This is a genomic window from Sphaerospermopsis sp. FACHB-1194 (genome assembly GCF_014696235.1).
Taxonomy (GTDB): domain Bacteria; phylum Cyanobacteriota; class Cyanobacteriia; order Cyanobacteriales; family Nostocaceae; genus Sphaerospermopsis; species Sphaerospermopsis kisseleviana.
This window is the reverse complement of record NZ_JACJPU010000005.1, coordinates 132,977-153,216: the sequence shown is the minus strand read 5'-3', so window position 1 is coordinate 153,216 and position 20,240 is coordinate 132,977. Positions and strand designations below refer to the sequence as shown.

Below are 20,240 nucleotides of genomic sequence, written 5' to 3'. Positions count from 1 at the left end.
ATTGAGATGACTTGTAGCCACTAGAAAAGTCCTCTACTATGAAAATAATATATCTGGAAGATAATGATGAGAGCAAATTTTGAGATCAAACTTTGAGATATTTTTCCTTGGAGATAATTGATACTCAAAGTTATTTCTTACATCAATAAGAGTTATTCTTTCCAGGTTGATGAACTACTTGACAGAACATATAGTGTTCCGATTTGATTTATAAATTTTCCGTGGAGGCGGGGAATAGGGAATAGGGAATAGGGTTTGAGATGATTTGGGTGTACGGAGTTTTTTCAAAAATCAAATAGTAGTCCTATATCCTACATAGCTCTTAGATAATCAATTCATCCAGATATGTGTCCAGTCAGCACTATGATAGTAAATTTATTCAGAAGAATTTTAAATATTTAATGAAGGATAAATAGGAAAGATATTAAGCTTGATCAGAGGTACGCATTCAGCTATCAGTATTCAGTAATCAGCCGATAACTACAAAAGCAAAGATTCAGAGGTTTTAATTTCAGGAAAATTATCTGTATCTGTTTCTTTTCATTCTTGGGATTTCAATATTCCAGGTTCATAGCTGATGGCTGATGACTGACGGCTGAATGCTTAGACAGATAGTAGGGGTTTAGCAATGCTAAACCCCTACCCTACCAGCAAAAATCAACCTCACATACCATAAACTCTTTAATTTGTCAATAGTACATGTTTGCTACTATCAAGGTATATCAAAATATTAGATATTTTTTCGCTAAATTGATCTCTCAAATTGCTGCTATTTTGTAAGTTGTTGTATTGTTTTTGGCTGTTAATTTCTGAAACTACTATAAATAAAGGATTGTAGCAGCATGATTTTTGATAGATGCAAAATTGGCAATAAAAACCCAATTATGAAATTTGCCCAAATTATAGCAAATGGCTGAAAGTATTGCAAGTTCGTTAATTAATAAAAATAATTCTCAATTATTTTGTAATAAATCTTAACTTCAATTGTGTTGACTTATGTATATCAAAACTATTAACGCAAAAACATAACTTTTGTTTATATTTAGCTCAACAATGATATTCTTGTCTGCATATTTGAATTATGAATTATGATATGAATTATGAATTATTTTGGACTCTGTCTCAGCAAGCTGTTAATATAATTACTAACTAATAAAGTATTTTGTTGTAGGAATTTCTCAAGATCACCATTAAATAAGTCAATAATTGTATGAGAAACAATTTTAATTTTTAGTGGATTATTACCATAAAGATCACATAATTTATACTTTTGTTCATCTGTTCCCAATAGTTGTTTTGATTGGAGCAGGGAAAAGGCTACTTCTGATGAACCCAACAAAGTCAAGGAACGTACTGATAATGTCCACTGCTCCAAAAAAGCGACTTCGATAGGTTTCTCTAGACTAGTAAAAATTACACAGCTGTGATGGTTTGTTTCTGCAATTATGCGTAGGAAATTATTATATTCAGTATCACCTGCATCTAAAGCTGTATCTAGGTTATCCAAGATGATTAGACATTGATGGTTACGGAAATAATGAATTAGGTGATTTATGTCTGGTTTACTTTCCTTGTGATGGGAAATTAAGGAAAGCATATCAGTAATCATATCATCAAAGGATGGGATGGTAGGTACTGAACGCCAAAAAACATAATCAAACTGATCTTGAATTTGTTGTGCTAATTGAGTGACAAAGGTAGTTTTGCCAACTCCTCCCATACCTACTACTGCGACTAAGCGACAGCCATCTTGTAAAATATATGACTTTAGCTGCGTCAGTTCTTCGCTGCGTCCGTAAAATGCTGAAATATCAACTGCTGTTCCCCAATCTTGACTTAATATATTTTTTTTAATATTTGTATGGACTGTGGTTTTGTTGAAGGGTACATCCTCATTAGTGATAGCAATTTCTCGCCAGTCGAGGTTTAATGTGCGACATAGTTCTTCAAAGGTTGTATAGTCAACAGGTTTACCAGTGATGAAACTGCTCACTGTCGTAGGAGACAATCCTGTGTCATGAGCTAATGCTTTTTGGTTGGGGTATCCATTGAGTGTAATTGCTATTTTAACTTTATCAATATAGTCGTGATGAACCCTGAGTGACCTTGGCATAAATAATCTTAATCTGAAAATTTACCCTTTGATGGAAATAATCGAGTTTTGAGTGGGAATTTTGTTAAACTTCGGACTTTTATAGATAATATTCTTTCATTATTTATTCTTGATCACAATCTATCTGTAGATAGATGGCAAAGGTTAGTAAGTCAAAAATTTTGCTATTTCCAACGGAGAAATTATCTAAGTCAGAATAAGTTGTAATTAAGTCAATATTTCTTGATACGCAAGTCGATACGCAGTTAGTTATAATCCATAGAAATAGCAAATTTTACCGTCAACTCAATAACAGGATTATAGTCATGGCAGAATCTACTAAAAGCGTTGTTTTCATTGATCCCAATGTTGCAGACTATCAAAATATAGTTAATAGCGTTAAACCTGGTACACTGTTGTTTCTTCTCGACGGCAACCGGGACGGTATTCAGCAAATTACTCAGAATTTATCAGGACTTAGAGACATTGATAGCCTTCAGATTATTTCTCAAGGGGCAGAAGGTAGTTTATCACTTGGTTCAACTGTACTCAACTCCGCAAACCTCAGCAGTTACACATCACAATTGCAGCAGTGGGGTCAATCTCTCACCGCCACAGGAGACATTCTGTTGTATGGTTCCAATGTTGCTCAGGGACTAGCGGGTAAAACTTTTGTCCAGCAAATTAGTCAGTTGACGGGGGCAGATGTAGCTGCATCTGATGACTTGACTGGTAATACTGCATCAGGTGGAGACTGGGTATTAGAATACACTACTGGATTGATTGAAGCATCTCCAGCGTTAGAAATTGCACCTATCATCTCAAACGGAAATAGTCAAGATACCGTAGGAAAATATACACCTAACCCACCAGCTTATGCCAGTAATAAACTGATTGTTAAATTCAAGGACGGAATCAATACCACCCAAGCCAATGAGATTAAAAACACCCTGGGAGTAGCCAAGACAGAGACCATTAAGCTGACAGGGGCGCAAATATGGACATTATCTGGAAAAACCTCTGTAGAAACTGCCCTCGCTACACACAAAAATAATCCCATATTCCAGTACATCGAGCCAGATTATATTGTCACCAAAGCAGTTACATTCCCCAATGACCCCAGTTTTAATCAACTATGGGGACTACATAACACAGGTCAAAGTGGCGGTACTCCTGATGCAGATATTGACGCTCCCGAAGCCTGGGATATCCAAACAGGCAATCCCAACCTGGTCATAGGAGTGCTTGATACAGGAGTTGATTATAACCACCCTGATCTAGTAGGCAACATTTGGACTAATCCAGGAGAAATCGCCAATGATGGCATTGATAATGACAATAACGGATATATAGACGATATTCGCGGCTGGGACTTTGCCTATAATGACAACAACCCCAGTGATGTTGATGGCCACGGAACCCATGTTTCGGGAACCATTGCTGGTAAAGGTAATAACGGCGTTGGTGTGACAGGAGTGGCCTGGAATGCCAAGATTATGCCCCTGAAGTTTTTGGACGATACTGGTTCGGGTTCTACTTCCAATGCCATTTTAGCAATTAACTATGCCACAGCGAAGGGCGTGAAAATAACCAACAACTCCTGGGGAGGTGGCGGCTATAGCCAAGCTTTGTATGATGCCATTAATGCAGCAGGTCAAGCTGGGGCTTTATTTATTGCGGCGGCGGGTAATAGTTCGGCTAACGCAGATATCAATCCCATGTATCCCGCTGCCTACAACCTAGCTAATATTATCTCTGTTGCTTCCACCACAAACACTGATAGCCTGTCTTCCTTCTCCAACTATGGATTGACCAGTGTGGACTTAGGCGCACCAGGTTCAAGCATTTATAGCACCCTGCCTAACAACAGTTATGGAACTCTTTCTGGCACATCAATGGCTAGTCCCCACGTTGCCGGGGCTGCGGCTTTAGTCTGGTCTCAAAATCCCACCTGGACGGCACAGCAGGTTAAAAATACCTTGATGAACACGGGGGATTCTATTGCGGCTCTAGCCGGTAAAACGGTTTCTGGAAAACGCCTCAATGTTTTTAATGCTTTGGCGGCAGCTAACTTACCTTCTGTAACTGTCAGTGTCAGTCCTGCCACTGTTCAAGAAGACGGTGCGACTAACTTGGTTTATACCTTTACTCGCACCAATTTAAACCTAAGTTCTCCCCTGACCGTTAACTTCGGGGCGAGTGGCATAGCAAACGCCGCCCCGGTGGGAAGCGACCCGGCCGATTACAACGTATTAACAGGTAGTGCTGTCACCTTTAATCCGACGACGAAACTGGGAACTGTCACCTTTGCTGCTAATGCGACAACTGCAACGGTTGTGGTTGATCCGATTGCTGATACATTAGCAGAAAATCAGAATGAAACGGTAAACATAACAGTTAATTCCGGCACGGGTTATATCGGTGGTTCTCCGGGTGCGGCAACTGGAACTATTGTTAATGAAGAACCTTTTGTCAATCTATTCTATGATTCATTTGCTAATAACAATGCAGGGTGGACATTGGGAACAGAATGGGGAATAGGTTCTGCCAAAACTTCCACTGGTCATGTTTATGGCAACCCAGACCCAGGCACTGACAACACTGCAACTGCTGACAATGGTGTAGCCGGAGTAGTGATTGGTGGTAATGCTTCTACTTCACTACATAATTATTACTACCTAACAAGTCCTGTAATTAACACCAATACCTCCGGTAATGTCTTCTTTGAATACTACCGTTGGCTCAACAGTGATTACACTCCTTATATGCAGAACACTGTTGATATTTATAATGGTAGCAGTTGGGTGAATCTTTGGAGTTCAGGTGGATCTCCAGGAGTTCAAGATAATTCTTGGAATCTGAACACATTTAATATCAGTGCTTACAAAAGTGCATCCACACAAATTCGATTTGGTTTTAATGTAGGTTCCACAGGAGTTTTCACTGTTAGCTCATGGAATATTGATGACTTCAAAATCTATACTGACTCTTCTCCTTCTTTACCTGTAATCACAGTAGTAGCGAACGATGCTAGTGCCGGCGAACCTGCCAACCCAGGACAATACACCTTAACCCGCACAGGTCTAACCACCAGCAGCTTAACAGTTAACGTTGCCTTGACCGGAACAGCCACCAATGGCACAGATTACACAACCATTCCGACTACTGTTACCTTTGCCGCAGGTTCTAGCACAGCCTTAGTCAACCTGAACGTTACTGATGACACCCTTGTCGAAGGAGCAGAAACTGCCATCCTCACCGTTACATCAGGAACAGGCTACACCGTCGGCACATCAGCTAGTGCCACAGTCAATATTGCTGATAATGATCTACCCAGTATTAACCTGAGTGCTAACCAAACGGTAGTCGAAGGCAACACCAGTCCCCAAAATGTCACTTACACTGTGACTCTTTCCAGCGCCAGCACTGAAACGGTTACTGTTCAATATGCCACTGTTGGTAATACGGCTATAGCAGGGTCAGACTATACTACCACTAGCGGAACTTTAACTTTTGCTCCTGGTGTTACCAGTCAAGTCATCAATATTCCCATTCTCAATGATGACCTTAACGAAGCAGATGAAACCTTTACTCTCACCCTGTCTTCTCCCACCAATGCCAACTTGGGTACAACCACAACTGTAACTACAACCATCACCGATACCCTCACGGCTGATGTTACTACCACCCTACCAGCGGGGGTAGAAAACCTCACCCTGACAGGAACAGCAGCGATTAACGGTACTGGTAATGCTGGTAATAACGTCCTCACGGGTAACAGTGCTAATAATAGTCTTACTGGTGGAGCAGGTAACGACACTCTTAATGGTGGTGCTGGTATTGATGCCTTAATTGGTGGTTTAGGTGATGACGCTTACATTGTTGATAGCAATACTGACATCATTACCGAAAACGCTAACGAAGGTACAGATACCATTCAATCCAGTGTCACCTTTAGTATTAGTGCCATAACCAACATCGAAAATCTGACACTAACAGGAACAGCAGCGATTAACGGTACTGGTAATGCTGGTAATAACGTCCTCACTGGTAACAGTGCTAATAATACTCTTAATGCTGGGGCAGGTAACGACACCCTTGATGGTGGTGCGGGTATTGATGCCTTAATTGGTGGTTTAGGTAATGACGTTTACATTGTTGATAGTGCAACTGACATCATCACCGAAAATGCAGGGGGTGGTACAGATACTATTCAATCTAGTGTCACTTTTAATATTGTCACCAGAACCAACATCGAAAACCTGACACTAACAGGAGCAGCAGCAATTAACGGTACTGGTAATGCTGGTAATAACGTCCTCATCGGTAACAGTGCTAATAACATCCTCAATGGTGGAGCAGGTAACGACACTCTTGATGGTGGTGCTGGGATTGATACCTTAATTGGTAGTTTAGGTAATGACGTTTACAGTGTTGATAGCACCACTGACATCATCACCGAAAATGCAGGGGGTGGCACGGATACCATTCAATCTAGTGTCACATTCAGTATAGCCACCCTAACCAACATCGAAAACCTGACACTAACAGGAACAGATGCAATTAACGGTACTGGTAACGCTGGTAATAACGTCATCACAGGTAACAGTGCTAATAATAGCCTTGATGGTGCGGCTGGTATTGATACCTTAATTGGTGGTGATGGTAATGATACTTACTATGTTGACAATACTGGTGACACCATTACCGAAAATGCCAACCAAGGCACGGATACTGTTTACAGCACTACTAACTATACTCTGTCTGCAAATATCGAAGACCTCACCCTGACAGGAAGCGACGCGATTAACGGTACTGGTAACGCTGGTAATAACGTCATTACGGGTAGTAGTGCTGATAATATCCTTGACGGTGCATCAGGTAATGACACTCTCAATGGTGGTGCTGGTATTGATACCTTAATTGGTGGGTTGGGTGATGACGCTTACATTGTAGATACGACAACTGATACCATTACCGAAAATGCCAACGAAGGAACAGATACTATTTCTACCAGTGTCACCTATAGTCTTGCGGCTCTTGCTAACGTCGAAAATTTGACACTAGGAGGAACAGAAGCAATTAACGGCACAGGTAATGCCGCTAATAACGTCCTCACAGGTAACGCTGCTGATAATACCCTTGACGGTGCATCAGGTAATGACACCTTGGATGGGGGTGGGGGTATTGATATCTTAATTGGTGGAGATGGTAATGATACTTACTATGTTGACACTACTGATGACACCATTACCGAAAATGCCAACGAAGGCACGGATACTGTTTACACCACCACTGACTATGCTCTGTTGGAAAATTTGGAAAACCTCACCCTGACAGGAACAGCAGCCAATGGTACTGGGAATGATGGTAATAACGTCATCACAGGTAACGAACTCGATAATATCCTTGATGGTGGGGCTGGGATTGATACCTTAATTGGTGGTGATGGTAATGATACTTACTACGTTGATGATAGCAGTGATATCATTACAGAAAATGCCAACGAAGGCACGGATACGGTTTACAGCACTACTAACTATACTCTATCTGCAAATATCGAAAATCTGACACTGACAGGAACAGCAGCAATTAACGGTACTGGTAATGCTGGTAATAACGTCATCACAGGTAACGAACTCGATAATATCCTTGATGGTGGGGCTGGGATTGATACCTTAATTGGTGGTGATGGTAATGATACTTACTACGTTGATAATAGCAGTGATATCATTACAGAAAATGCCAACGAAGGCACGGATACGGTTTACAGCACCACTAACTATACTCTATCTGCAAATATCGAAAACCTGACACTAACAGGAACAGCAGCCAACGGTACTGGTAATGCTGGTAATAATACTCTTACTGGCAACACAGGTAATAATATCCTGACTGGTAACATTGGTAATAACACCCTCCATGGTGGTGCAGGAAATGACACCCTCCATGGTGGTGCTGGGATTGATACGTTAATTGGCGGTTTAGGTAATGACGTTTACATTGTTGATACTACAACGGACACTATTACCGAACTTTCTGGAGAAGGTACAGATACCATTGAATCGAGTGTCACCTTTACTATTGCCACTCTCGCCAACATTGAAAACCTGACCCTAACAGGAACAGCCGCCATTAACGGTACTGGTAATTCTGGTAATAATACTCTTACTGGTAACACTGGTAATAACACCCTCCATGGTGGTACAGGCGTTGATACCCTCATCGGCGGTACAGGTAACGATATCTATGTTGTTGATACCACCACTGACACCATTACCGAAAATGCCAATGAAGGAACAGATACCATTCAATCTAGTGTCACCTTTACTATTGCCTCTCTCACCAACATTGAAAACCTGACCCTAACAGGAACAGCAGCGATTAACGGTACTGGTAATGCTGGTAATAATACTCTTACTGGCAACACAGGTAATAATATCCTTGTTGGTGGTGATGGTAATGACTTGCTGACTGGGGGAACTGGAAAAGATACTCTCACCGGAGGAGTGGGAGTTGATCGTTTTGACTACCGCAACTTAGCTGATTCTGTCTTCAACAACAACAGCTTTGATGTGATTACCGACTTCAATGCTACTGCTGATCGATTCGTCGTTACCACTGCACGTTCGGCATTCAATAATGTGGGAACTGTAGCTACTCTTGATGCTGCTGGTATTGCTGTTCTGTTAAATACCACTACTTTTGCAGCTAACTCTGCTGCTCAATTCTCCTTTGGTAGTCGTACTTTTGTGGCTATTAATAATGCTACAGCCGGCTTTAGTGCTACTGCTGATGCCATTGTTGAGTTGACAGGTTTTACAGGTACTTTGGGACTGAATAACTTTACCACTACCTTAGTCTAGTTCTTGGTAGCTTTTAGGTAAACCAGATTGTAGAGATGTTTCATGAAATGTCTCTACATCTGTTTTGTAATTGATGCAATATGTAGGGGTTGCTGAAAGTAAATTTATTCAGAAGAATTTTAAATATTTAATGAAGGATAAATAGGAAATAAGTACCCAAGCAAAATTAATTTAACATATTGATTGAAAACCAAAATGCCTGTATTCCTTACCTGTTCCCTGTTCCCTCTCCTAACTATAAAATTTATTTTGCACGACTGCTTATATTAAGTATGAAAAATATTCAGGACGATAAGTAATCTAACTTTAAATAAACATTAAATAGCCAATTTTTAATGAACCTACTTTTTTCTTGGAATTTATTGAACGTCGTTCTCAAGCTGCTGGTTTTGGTGAAGGTAATTTTCGCGATTTATTTACTGCTATGGAAAGCGAACAAATTAAACGGGGGTTTGTAAAAGGTGACTGGTGACTGGTGACTGGTGACTGGTGACTGGTGACAGTAAGAAGGAAATATCTCGTTATCTTGTTTATCTCGTTTATCTCGTTCCCAGTTTCTAACTGGGAATGTGATCAAAGAGGCTCTGTCTCTGTTATAACTTAGTTTCTCTCCTAAAAATAATAACTTATTCAAAATAATCTCCACCAGAACCAAACTTCCAAGCATCTACCCAACGATGATAATAATATTGTTGATCTGAAGGCAGATTTTTAATTATTGGTTCTAAGATAGAACTGAGGGAAAATAAAAGAGTAAATATAAATAAATTCCCATAATGTAATATCCAATCAAATAAACTTAATAAACCAACTTGAGGAATAATCTTGGACACCAAGACAGGATGAGAGAAACCTGTTTTTAACAAAGTTTGAGTTAAAGCAGAAAACTGAACCACATCTTGTAAAAAAGGCTTTAAAACCGGATTTCCTAATTTTTCCATTTCCGCAAACACAGATGATAGAAGTTGGTTAATTTGCTGGGGAGGAATTTGTTGATTTACACCCACACTCATGGCTTTTTGAAATAACCAAGTTACACTCAAACTCGGTTGATATGGTTGCAAAAGTTTTAAAGATTGGGATGATAATTGATTGGTTTTTAATGCTTCCTCAATACCCAAAGTTAACCTTTGTAAATGACGAATCATAGCACCAAAACCGCCAAAACTCAAAGGTGATTGATTTCCGCTACTATCACCCACGGGTAAAATACGATCCCAAAGAGTTTGTAAAGGACTTTCGCGGTAACTGGGAAAGAAACCAAACAACGCCCGTTTAAAATTTAATTGACTAATTTCCACACCTTGATACTCTGGTAAAAGGCGAAAATATTCCTCAAATAAATCTTCTAAACTCAAGCGTTGGGGTGCTGCATCCATATAGGTAAATAAATAAGTTGTTCTTCCATCCTTAGCGGGAAAAGCTTCCCAAAAATATTGACATTGATTTTGTAAAGGAGTGAAAGATAACAACAAATCTCCTGATTCATTTTTCGGAAAACCTTCTGCACAACTTCCCACCACTAAACAAAGTGCATCTGGTTTTTTCCCTTGACGTGCTTGTTTACTAATAGGTGAAAGATGTCCCATTGCATCAAGTAATAATCTGGCTTTAAATTGGTTATTGACTATTACCCCATCGGGATGAACTACCACTTTATTAAAAGGAGTATTTTCAAATAAAATTCCTCCCACCGATAGAAACCGATTTTTTAAAGTTGCGAGAAGATAAACAGGGTCAACACCAATATTTAAAACATCTTCTACCCAAACTTCTGTACCACCTGAAAAACTCACTCGTGCGGGATTATATTCAGTGACAATAGTTGTTTCTAACTCTGTTTCTGTTAATAAGTCTAATTCTCTAAATACTGATAATTCTTTGCGAGAAATATTCCATTCCTGTTCTCTTCCTTGTAAAATTCCTCTTTCTAATAATGCTACCCGCACACCGCGCACAGCTAAAGCACAACCTATTAAAATTCCTAATGTTCCACCGCAGATTATTACATCCCAGTCTACAGAATTTAAAGGTGCGGAGTTTTGTTTAACTACTTCTGTGAATGTTTGGTTATCGCTTCGCAAAGATGTTAAAATTTGGTCGGTGCGCCGTAAACCATTTAATACATTTCCGGGAAGTTGAGAAAGAATTTCTTCTGTTAAAGTCATGATCATTAATTTTGTTTGATTTAGGATTTTCAGGATTTTCAGGATGTTATTGAAAATAATATTATATATCTATTTTTTGGATAAATGAACCACGAAGAAGCGAAGGACACGAAGGGAAGATGTTTTGAGAGAGATTTTTTGTGTTTGCAGAAAACTGACAATCTCTTTTTCTTCTTTGCGTCTTTGCTTCTTAGCGTGAAATAAAATTACTTCATGAATCCTGTACGGGGGAAGCCTTAGGGTAATCAATTATCAATTTTTTCCCAAGGCTATTTTCCTGTAAGGGCGAAGCATTCGGACGATAAATTATCAATTTTTATCACAGGCTATTTTCCGAATGCTTCGCCCCTACTTCGCCCCTACTGACTCCTGAATTATTACTAATTATTTATCCTTTTCCAATTCAATTCCCTGGTATTTTTATCCCAATGCCAGCGTATTAAATTAGCAGGTTGCTTGGGCGTAAGTGTGGGTAAATTGATGGCTTTTCTGGGTGCATCTGTAGCTAAGAAAATGGCTGTTTCTACATCACAAATGCCCCATTTGACTAAGTTCTGTACTCCCTTGAATAAAGGAAAGGTTGTACCTGATAATGTCCCATCTGCTAATCTGGCTGTGCCGTTTTTAACGGTAATTTTGCGATCATCCCAAGGATATTCCCCATCTGGTAATCCTAACGGTGCTAGGGCATCACTGACAAGAAATAATCCTTTACTCGCACGTAACAAAATTTCTAACATGATGGGGACTACGTGCTGTCCATCAGCGATAAAACTACTCATCACGTCGGGATTGTTCATTGCTGCACCTAATAATCCCGGTTCGCGGTGATGTAATGGTGGCATGGCATTGAACGCATGAGTTACCATTGTTGCACCGGCTTTAAATGCTTGTTGTGCTTGTGCTGCTGTGGCTTGGGAATGTCCTAAACTAACGGTGATACCCAAGGAACGCAAATAGGGGATCACTTCCCCTGTGGGATCTAATTCTGGTGCTAAAGTGATAACTTTGACAATTGAGGCATAATCACCTAATACCCGTTTGACTTCGTTCATTGTCAGGGGTAATAAATATTCTGCTGGATGTGCGCCTCGTTTACCGTAGTTTAAAAATGGTCCTTCGAGATGAACTCCCAGGATTTTTGCACCGGATTTTTGGGTATAGTTGGAGATGAGGGTGAGCGATCGCTGTATATTTTCTACAGAAGTTGTTACCAGTGTTGGTAAATATCCATCAACTCCTGCATCCCACAAATATTGTGATATTTCTTCTAACCGATGGATGTTTTTTCGCGTTAACTCAGGAAAAGCTAAACCTAGTCCCCCATTTATTTGTAGATCAACTCCACCTAATGATATCCAATCTCCGGCAACATCCACAATCTGTAAATTTTCCGGTGTCTCTCGTTGACACACTTTCCCCATTGGTAAAATCTCTTCAATTTTACCCTTTTTATTCACCCAAATCATCTGTAAACCTTGATAACCGGGTACTTTTGCATTGATAATATCAACGTTGGAAAGAATCGGGTTGAGTGTCGCGGTAGTCATTACCCTGCCAAGATAAACCTAAACTTGATTGTAGATGGAAATATCCACAATTCACCCAAAATCCAAAATCTAAAATCCAAAATCTAAAATCCAAAATCTAAAATCTAAAATTCTATGAGTCTTGAAGTTGGTATTATTATGGGCAGTGATTCGGACTTGCCTACTATGAAGGATGCGATCGCTGTTTGTGAGGAATTTGGCATTGAATCCGAAGTAGCTATTGTATCTGCCCATCGTACCCCAGAACGGATGGTAGAATATGCCCAAACCGCCCACCAACGCGGTATTAAGGTGATTATCGCTGGTGCTGGTGGTGCTGCCCATTTACCTGGTATGGTAGCATCTTTAACCCCCCTTCCTGTAATTGGTGTTCCCGTCGCAACTCGTAATTTACAAGGTGTCGATTCTTTATATTCTATTGTGCAGATGCCAGCAGGTATTCCTGTCGCTACGGTGGCTATTGGCAATGCTAAAAATGCCGGACTCTTAGCAGTGCAAATACTCGCTACGCATCAACCAGAATTGTTAGCAAAAGTCCAAGCATATCGTCAAAGTTTATGTGATATGGTGATGGACAAACAAAGTAAATTAGCAGAATTGGGTTATCAGCAGTATTTAGAACAGAGGTTTTAAAAAAGAAAAGTTGTAAAAAAGAAAAGGCGATTGTTGTAAATCGCAGCTATACAAACAAAGTCCGCCTACGCGGACTAGCAACATATAATATTCAAGGATATAAACTAAGATTTATGCTGACTAATAGCATAATTCATTAAGATAATTTGCTCTGCATGAAATGATGGTGGCATCAAACTATGAATTCTATGATCCAGTCCATCGTGCATCACATCAGTTGGTAAATTAGAATGGTCTAAACCTAAAGTGTGTCCAATTTCGTGGGTGATAGTATTAGCAATTAAATTAGATAATTGCTCTAAATTCAAATCAGCACAATAGGAAGCATGAAGTATTTGATCTATCCGCACAGCAGCAAGATTTGTCACTTTACCAGGACTAAAACTAGCAATTCCTAAATAGTCAACTGGTTGATGATGAAATAGCACCTGAACATGAGTAAAGTTTTGCCCCCACTCTCTTTGATCTGGTGGTTCAGATGTTAAAAATAGATTCACACTTCTAAAAGCACTGAACACTTTAGATAAAGCATCTTCCATTAATTTTATCAAGGTGCTTTTTTCTTCAATACCGAACAGAATAGCTGAAATATCAACCCAGATGCAATGACGATTTTGGTGTGTATTTTCAACAAGTAACCTGCCACAAAATGGACATATTTGCCAATTTGTTTGGATGCGAGAACGGCAACCTTGACAGCGAGGTTTTGCTGGTCTTTCCAGGTTGATCCGTTCCCAAATCGGAACTTGCAGCTTACGATTTGGTTTTTTGAGATTCAGGCGATCGTAAAGCGACATTATTCCTTAAATTTAACAGTAGGATTTAACCAATTCTCCCAAACCATTGACACTGACACCATTGCCAATAGCTGCCATTTTCCATTCATTATTGTGCCGATAAACTTCAGCTAAAATCATCCCTGTCATCCCTTTGTACTCTTTGCCAGAAAGGTTATATCTAGCCAGTTCTTTGTTGTTAGCTACATTAACCAAACGCACAAAGGCATTTTCAACTTGGCTAAAGTCTTGTTTCCGGGTAATACATTCGTAAATATTAATTACGAATACCAACTTAGCAATTTCGGCAGGTATGCGGAGTAAATCAATAATAATCACCTCATCATCACCATCACCAGCACCAGTTAAATTGTCTCCTGTATGGGTGATTCCTCCTGAATAATGTTGGAGATTACCAAAGTAAATAATATTCCCTTTATCTGTTAATTTGCCATTAGTATCTAGGCAGATAACAGAGGCATCTAGATCATATTCATGACCACCACCAAAATTACTAAAAAATCCACCTCCAGAACGTTTTGCCACATCCCAACCTAGTCCACACATCATTTGCGTCAGGCCGGGAGCTTCTTTAGAAAGTGATATTCTTTGTCCTTTCTGTAGATTAATTGCCATAATAATTTGCTCCTATATTTTCTCTTAGCTAAAACGATCTAGTAAGGCTTTTAATCCACCTTGATAACCAGAACCTACAGCATTTAAACGCCATTCTCCATCCTTGCGATAGAGTTCGGCCATGATCAATGCAGTTTCAATTGAATAGTCTTCAACTAGGTCGTAACGAATTACCTCTTGTTTATTTTGAGCATTGACAACTCGGACAAAGGCATTATGAACTTGACCAAAATTTTGACCTCTTTCTGCTGCTTCATGTATAGTGACAGTGATCACTATTTTCTGAATATCAGCAGGAACTTTTTGCAAATTAATCTTGATGACTTCATCATCTCCTTCCCCAATACCTGTTAAGTTATCTCCTGTGTGTTGAACTGATTTAGCAGGGTCTGGACTGATCAGGTTGTTGTAAAAAATAAAGTGATTATCAGAGATCAGTTTTTCATTACTTCCAAGTAGGAAAACTGAAGCATCTAAATCAAAATCAAAGCCAGTATCCATGACTTTGACATCCCAACCTAAACCAACAAATACTTCCGTGAGTCCTGGTGCAACTTTTTCCAGTGATACTCGTTGTCCTTTGGTCAGTGATATTGCCATGATTTCGGTTACTCCTAAATTCTATTTCTCGGTTGATTTTCTAGCCAATTATTTCTATCTGAATTAGACTTTCAGAATATTGAATATTGACAAGAAAAAGTAATATAAATCTGCAATTTACTAGCACAAAATCAGACTTTCAGCATGATACAAGATGTCAAATGCTTTGAAAAAATATCAGTACATAAATTTTGCAGCCGGTATTTACAGAATTGTTGTCAGTACGGACAATGCACAATCTAAAACAATATGACAAACTAAAGTTTACTCTTTGTTTACCTAAAAGCCTAAATTTGGTGCTTAGGTAATGTTACAACTAGAAATGATGTAACAGTTTTACCTTATTTGTTTATCGTTTTGTTTAATCACTATTAAATAACTTATCTTTTGCTCTGTAATCAGTATTTTTGCGTAATTATTACTTTGGGACTAAATTGTATACTTGATTAAATTTGAATTTACATCTCAGGAAATTTACTTAAATAAACAGACATTAATTTAAGATTAATTTAAGATTTTTTCTGAACAATTGTGGTAAAGACGTATAAACTACTAGATTTAGAGTTCGTATACTATACAAGTATATTAAGTAACTGGTTAACAGTTTTGTTAATCTAGCGATCGCCTTCCCAATAGATAAACACTAGCCAAAAATCTAACTTCGTACATAGATCGACTTCTTTGGAAGTGGGGTATCTGGAATACATAATTTTTACATATAAAAAATTAATAAATTATTAAGAATTTATATAAATAAATATATTTTACCTTGAGGGTACAGTGGTAATAGGAGAAAATGCCTGTATTACAAAGGATCTATCGACATTTCCCTATCCTGTGCAGAAGCATCATTGATATCAAAACCTTAAAAACTGTAATTGAATATACAGAAACCTTAACAAGGTTAACATTATTAAATACAAAATCAATCAAACTTATTTGCTTGTGGTTTTATTTGCTGGTGGTTTCACCAACTTCTTCGGAGTTAATTTAATTAATTCCTGGTTATTCTCGTTCTCAATAATTAACTATTGAATTAATTGAGTTGTTCCAGATTCAAAACTGCATATTGAGGAGTGAACATCCTTCATAAGAAATAGGGAATTGTTAATAAAAACAAACTCCCAAATCGTTTTGGCATAAGGGTTGATGTATCTTATGCTATTCAAAAAATATGTTGTAGCGGAGAACAAAAGCATCTAAAAAATAGAACATCAAAACCACGATTTTTCACATTTATTAGCGAAATCTTGTGCAATTACCCTAATTAATTTAACTTAAATTATTTGGGTAAGCCAAAGAAAATCATTCAATAATGGGCAATTATCAATTGTCAATTATCAATTATCAATTGGTCAAGCTTTTCTAGTAATAAAAACCGCAATGAATCAACGAATTCGTCCCTTACACCGCCTACTAGCACTAGCTATAGGTTCAATGGTCTTTGCAATTTTCGCTCCTACAATTGTCCAAGCTGCTGATCCGCCAACATTGGAATCTTTAGCGGACACAACCACAAAATTGCAAATTTCCATTGATACCACCTGGGTAATGCTGACAGGCTTTATAGTCTTCTTCATGCAAACCGGTTTCGCAATGTTAGAAGCAGGTTTATTGCGACAAAGAGGAGTAGTTAACGCCTTAGTAGAAAACTTTGTTGATCCATGTATTACCATCCTTGTTTGGTGGGGTGTTGGTTTTGGGATCGCTTTCGGTACAAGTGCGGGCGGTTTTATCGGCACAGATACCTTTTTCCTGAGTCAGTTACCCGGTGCTGATGGTAGTTACCCAATGGGCGCACCTGGTTCTACTGCTGCACTTAATACCTATACCTTATTCTTCTTCCAATTTGCCTTTGCTGCTACCGCGAGTACCATCACCACCGGTTCAATGGCGGGAAGAGCTAACTTTGTTGGTGACTTAATTTACAGCGCCATCATGGGTGCATTTAGTTACCCCATAATTGTCCATTGGGTATGGAACTCAGAAGGTTGGTTAGCCAAAATGGGTTTCCATGATTTTGCTGGTAGTGCTGTAGTTCACACTGTGGGTGGTTGGACAGCTATAGTGGGTGCATATTTAATTGGTCCGCGTCCTGGTCGTCCTGCTTGGGGAACACTCCCACCAGCACATAACTTAGGTTTAGCAACCTTGGGCGGAATGATTTTATGGTTTGGTTGGTTCGGGTTTAACCCCGGTTCAACTTTGGGAACTGGAAATACTGGTTTAATTGGTTTGGTAACTATCAATACAGCCTTAGCTTCCGGTGCAGGTGCTTTAACAGCAATATTTTTCCAATATACCCGTTCTCAAAAATGGGATTTAACCTATTGTCTCAACGGTGCTTTAGCTGGTTTGGTGGGCATCACTGCTGGTTGTGCGTTTGTTTTACCTTGGGCAGCAGTATTAATTGGAATCACTGGTGGTATTTTAATCGTTCTTGGCATTGATTTAATTGAAGCAATGCACATTGATGATCCAGTAAGTGCCTTTGCAGTTCATGGGATCAATGGCATGATGGGTACTATCGCTGTAGGCTTTTTAGGTCAAAAAGAATTGACCATGAATGGAAAAGCAGGGTTGCTTTTAGGCGGTGGTTTTGATTTATTGGGTGTACAAATTTTGGGTATACTGGCGATCGCTGTATTCACTTTTGCTTTTGCCTTTGTGATGTTTAGTGGACTCAAAGCCATTGATAAATTGCGTGTTCATCCCAAAGGTGATGAAATCGGGATTGATGCTTACGAACACGGTGCAACTGTTTGGCCTGATGTTTACGCAGTTGAAGAGTTTGTTGAAGAACAACAAAATCATTCTAAAAATCCTCCTATTGGCACATTTGAGGGTTAATAAATTTGATCTTGATTTAGTCATCATTTGATAAATAATTAGATCCCCGATTTTCTTAGATGAAGTCGGGGATTTTTATGTTTCACGCAATCTCCGTCAGGAGATCCCGCAGGGTAGACGCAAAGACGCAAAGGAAGAAAGAAAGGAAAGGTTAGGTTACAATGAGAATATAGAGGCAAGCAACCCAGCTTTATTATGAGTATGAATTTACAAGAGAAAACAATTGCTCAAATCCAGCAAATGCCAGATTCTTTAGTTAAAGAAGTATCTGATTTTATAGACAGGTTGTTAACTAAATACAAGCTTGAACAAGGAGAATGGTCTTTTAATTTTGGCGAATCTATTGATACAGCAGAATCTGATTTTGCTGACTATTTATCTAATTTAGAAGATTATGAACAACGTTTGGCAAGTGGGGAAATTAAGTGGTAGATATCAAAAGAGGAGATGTAGTTCTCTGTGATCTGAACCCTGTTATTGGCACAGAACAAGCAGGAATCAGACCTGTTGTAGTAGTGCAAATTGATCGAGCAAATGCAGTCAGCACCCATACCATTATTGCACCATTCACATCAAAAATTAGACGAGCTATTTTACCGTCTCATGTGCTTATTCCTGCTGGTATTGGTGGTTTAAGCCAAGATTCTGTAGTGCTTTGTGAGCAAATTAGAGTTGTTGATAAATCAAGGATTATCAGATTAATTGGTCACTTGGATGATAATTATTTAAATGATTTAGAGATAGCTTTGTGTACTATACTTGGGTTGAATATTGTAAATAATAATGAATGATATGAGGTTGGTGTAGATAGTGAAAACCCAACAGCAAAGGACTGGTTAATGTTGGGTTTCCTTACGTCAACCCAACCTACTTTATTAAGTTACAAAAATTCCCAAATGCGAATTAGAGAAATACCAGTCACTTTCTCAAATATAGACACTAAACCTGTAAGAATTAGACTTGTCAAAAATAACTCCATTGATATGTCTACAGATTTTTCTAACCATTTAGGTGCTTTTTCTGCTAATGTTTTTCTGACAAGATACAAAATGGGAACAACTATCAAGCTTACCCAGCCAGCTATTGTAGCCCATACAATATTGAGAACAGTAGTTAGAAAAGTAATAAGGCTTCCAAAAAATAAAATCAAGAACCAGTTAATTCCTTTTAAAGTGCCTATTATACCTAAAATTACTAGAGCAGTAATTCCACCTAAGATAGCACTCAGAATTGATATAACTACATAGGTTGAAAATAAAATGTCAGAATCGTGCAAAATAGCAATAGTTATGTCTAAATTGATACCTAGTGCAAATCCCCAAAGCAGACCCTTTGTTAGTTCGCGCTGAAAGTTTATAGTCTCACTCATTTTTAATGCAGTCAATATTGGAACATTAAAAACTATAGTGTAAATTAAGCAACAAGTCTACAAATTTACTATCTGATTAGCTAGGTTTAAGATTCGGTTAAACAATAACCTACTCCTTCTCTCTCTGCGCCTCTGCGCCTCTGCGTGATCAAAAATCAATCCACCACATCAAACCAAATAGGCGTTAAATCATCAACATTACCATTATAATTAATAGTAATTTCCTGACCTTCCCGAATATATTTATAAGCAATAATCTCTATTATTTGTTGATCAAACTTTTTCACATACAGCGCATTAGGCTGATAAGAATGATTAAAAAGAGACCCATAACCAAGAGCGATCGCCCCACTTTCTCCATGCCAACCAAAATAATAATTACATAATACCGTATGGGTAATTAACTTAACTTGTTGTTTAGGAATAACAATCACATTGGCGATATCAATTATTTCCCCAAGCTCAAAATCCCTCTGAGCAAAAACACCTCTTCCTTTGATTTCTGTATCACGAACTACTAACATAAATCTATTTTGTCTGATCTGTGAGAATGATGTTTAACTAATCACTACAGATAGACGCAGAGACAATAAAGACAAATTTTTTTCACTTACTTACGGCTGCTATAGTCACTATAAAGTTAATATTTAGAGACATCATCAAAATTTCCGTAAATTTTAATTTTTGTTGAGGTTTATGT

The 20,240-nt window shown here is 38.6% G+C and carries 14 protein-coding genes and 1 pseudogene; 6 read left to right on the top strand and 9 right to left on the bottom strand.

Annotated elements, in window-relative coordinates:
- Positions 1-1,105 precede the first annotated feature (1,105 nt).
- A complete protein-coding gene (locus H6F45_RS05165) occupies positions 1,106-2,113 on the bottom strand; it encodes a helix-turn-helix transcriptional regulator (RefSeq protein WP_190346654.1) in 1,008 nt (335 codons plus the stop codon).
- A gap of 305 nt (positions 2,114-2,418) precedes the next feature.
- Between H6F45_RS05165 and H6F45_RS26365 the strand changes: the two genes are divergently transcribed.
- Positions 2,419-8,958 (top strand): S8 family serine peptidase, encoded by a 6,540-nt coding sequence (locus H6F45_RS26365; protein WP_190346653.1) that lies wholly within the window; start codon positions 2,419-2,421, stop codon positions 8,956-8,958.
- Between the two features lie 319 nt (positions 8,959-9,277).
- Positions 9,278-9,430: pseudogene (locus tag H6F45_RS26360) on the top strand (4-hydroxyphenylpyruvate dioxygenase); the annotation flags it as partial.
- On the opposite strand, the gene H6F45_RS05155 reads toward H6F45_RS26360, so the two are convergent.
- From H6F45_RS05155 to nagA, 3 genes are all read right to left on the bottom strand, one after another.
- The gene (locus tag H6F45_RS05155; RefSeq protein WP_190346652.1) at positions 9,371-9,592 is read right to left on the bottom strand and encodes a hypothetical protein; all 222 of its coding nucleotides are present in this window, start codon (positions 9,590-9,592) and stop codon (positions 9,371-9,373) included. The pseudogene H6F45_RS26360 and the gene H6F45_RS05155 sit on opposite strands and share 60 nt — an antisense overlap.
- Positions 9,585-11,126, bottom strand: coding sequence for an FAD-dependent oxidoreductase (locus tag H6F45_RS05150; protein ID WP_190346651.1), 1,542 nt, complete (start codon positions 11,124-11,126; stop codon positions 9,585-9,587). Before H6F45_RS05150 ends, H6F45_RS05155 begins: the two co-directional genes overlap by 8 nt.
- Positions 11,127-11,506: 380 nt before the next feature.
- Positions 11,507-12,676 carry an N-acetylglucosamine-6-phosphate deacetylase gene (gene nagA, locus H6F45_RS05145; protein WP_190346650.1) on the bottom strand — a complete coding sequence of 390 codons (1,170 nt, stop codon included), beginning with the start codon at positions 12,674-12,676 and terminating at the stop codon, positions 11,507-11,509.
- 114 nt (positions 12,677-12,790) lie between these two features.
- Between nagA and purE the strand changes: the two genes are divergently transcribed.
- Positions 12,791-13,309 carry a 5-(carboxyamino)imidazole ribonucleotide mutase gene (purE, locus tag H6F45_RS05140; protein WP_096568468.1) on the top strand — a complete coding sequence of 173 codons (519 nt, stop codon included), beginning with the start codon at positions 12,791-12,793 and terminating at the stop codon, positions 13,307-13,309.
- Positions 13,310-13,413: 104 nt separating this feature from the next.
- Here purE and H6F45_RS05135 read toward each other — a convergent pair whose 3' ends face one another.
- Genes H6F45_RS05135 through H6F45_RS05125 form a run of 3 tightly spaced genes read right to left on the bottom strand, consistent with a single transcriptional unit; the run spans position 13,414 to position 15,324 of the window.
- On the bottom strand, positions 13,414-14,106 hold the full coding sequence (locus tag H6F45_RS05135; RefSeq protein WP_096568471.1) for a zinc-dependent metalloprotease family protein: 693 nt from the start codon (positions 14,104-14,106) through the stop codon (positions 13,414-13,416).
- A 12-nt stretch (positions 14,107-14,118) separates the two neighbouring features.
- Positions 14,119-14,721 carry a TerD family protein gene (locus tag H6F45_RS05130; RefSeq protein WP_096568474.1) on the bottom strand — a complete coding sequence of 201 codons (603 nt, stop codon included), beginning with the start codon at positions 14,719-14,721 and terminating at the stop codon, positions 14,119-14,121.
- A gap of 24 nt (positions 14,722-14,745) precedes the next feature.
- On the bottom strand, positions 14,746-15,324 hold the full coding sequence (locus H6F45_RS05125) for a TerD family protein (RefSeq protein WP_347237705.1): 579 nt from the start codon (positions 15,322-15,324) through the stop codon (positions 14,746-14,748).
- A gap of 1,380 nt (positions 15,325-16,704) precedes the next feature.
- On the opposite strand from H6F45_RS05125, the gene H6F45_RS05120 reads away from it, so the two are divergent.
- The 3 genes from H6F45_RS05120 (at position 16,705) to H6F45_RS05110 (ending at position 18,962) form a co-directional block, all read left to right on the top strand.
- Positions 16,705-18,171: an ammonium transporter gene (locus tag H6F45_RS05120; RefSeq protein ID WP_190346648.1), complete on the top strand. Its 1,467-nt coding sequence runs from the start codon at positions 16,705-16,707 to the stop codon at positions 18,169-18,171.
- A 195-nt stretch (positions 18,172-18,366) separates the two neighbouring features.
- Entirely contained in the window at positions 18,367-18,603 is a 237-nt protein-coding gene (locus H6F45_RS05115) for a DUF2281 domain-containing protein (protein WP_228051890.1), read from the top strand.
- Positions 18,597-18,962 carry a type II toxin-antitoxin system PemK/MazF family toxin gene (locus H6F45_RS05110; protein ID WP_190346647.1) on the top strand — a complete coding sequence of 122 codons (366 nt, stop codon included), beginning with the start codon at positions 18,597-18,599 and terminating at the stop codon, positions 18,960-18,962. Before H6F45_RS05115 ends, H6F45_RS05110 begins: the two co-directional genes overlap by 7 nt.
- A gap of 89 nt (positions 18,963-19,051) precedes the next feature.
- Here H6F45_RS05110 and H6F45_RS05105 read toward each other — a convergent pair whose 3' ends face one another.
- Both H6F45_RS05105 and H6F45_RS05100 read right to left on the bottom strand, forming a co-directional pair.
- Positions 19,052-19,555 (bottom strand): hypothetical protein, encoded by a 504-nt coding sequence (locus H6F45_RS05105; RefSeq protein WP_190346646.1) that lies wholly within the window; start codon positions 19,553-19,555, stop codon positions 19,052-19,054.
- Between the two features lie 140 nt (positions 19,556-19,695).
- Positions 19,696-20,064, bottom strand: coding sequence for an SET domain-containing protein (locus tag H6F45_RS05100; protein WP_096568492.1), 369 nt, complete (start codon positions 20,062-20,064; stop codon positions 19,696-19,698).
- Between the last annotated feature and the right edge of the window lie 176 nt (positions 20,065-20,240).

Bases quoted from the DNA above. Each gene is read 5' to 3' on its own strand.
- H6F45_RS05165 (WP_190346654.1), bottom strand. From the start codon at position 2,113: ATGCCAAGGTCACTCAGGGTTCATCACGACTATATTGATAAAGTTAAA.
- H6F45_RS05130 (WP_096568474.1), bottom strand. From the start codon at position 14,721: ATGGCAATTAATCTACAGAAAGGACAAAGAATATCACTTTCTAAAGAA.
- H6F45_RS05115 (WP_228051890.1), top strand. From the start codon at position 18,367: ATGAGTATGAATTTACAAGAGAAAACAATTGCTCAAATCCAGCAAATG.
- nagA (WP_190346650.1), bottom strand. From the start codon at position 12,676: ATGACTACCGCGACACTCAACCCGATTCTTTCCAACGTTGATATTATC.
- H6F45_RS05150 (WP_190346651.1), bottom strand. From the start codon at position 11,126: ATGACTTTAACAGAAGAAATTCTTTCTCAACTTCCCGGAAATGTATTA.
- H6F45_RS05120 (WP_190346648.1), top strand. From the start codon at position 16,705: ATGAATCAACGAATTCGTCCCTTACACCGCCTACTAGCACTAGCTATA.
- H6F45_RS05135 (WP_096568471.1), bottom strand. From the start codon at position 14,106: ATGTCGCTTTACGATCGCCTGAATCTCAAAAAACCAAATCGTAAGCTG.
- H6F45_RS05100 (WP_096568492.1), bottom strand. From the start codon at position 20,064: ATGTTAGTAGTTCGTGATACAGAAATCAAAGGAAGAGGTGTTTTTGCT.
- H6F45_RS26365 (WP_190346653.1), top strand. From the start codon at position 2,419: ATGGCAGAATCTACTAAAAGCGTTGTTTTCATTGATCCCAATGTTGCA.
- purE (WP_096568468.1), top strand. From the start codon at position 12,791: ATGAGTCTTGAAGTTGGTATTATTATGGGCAGTGATTCGGACTTGCCT.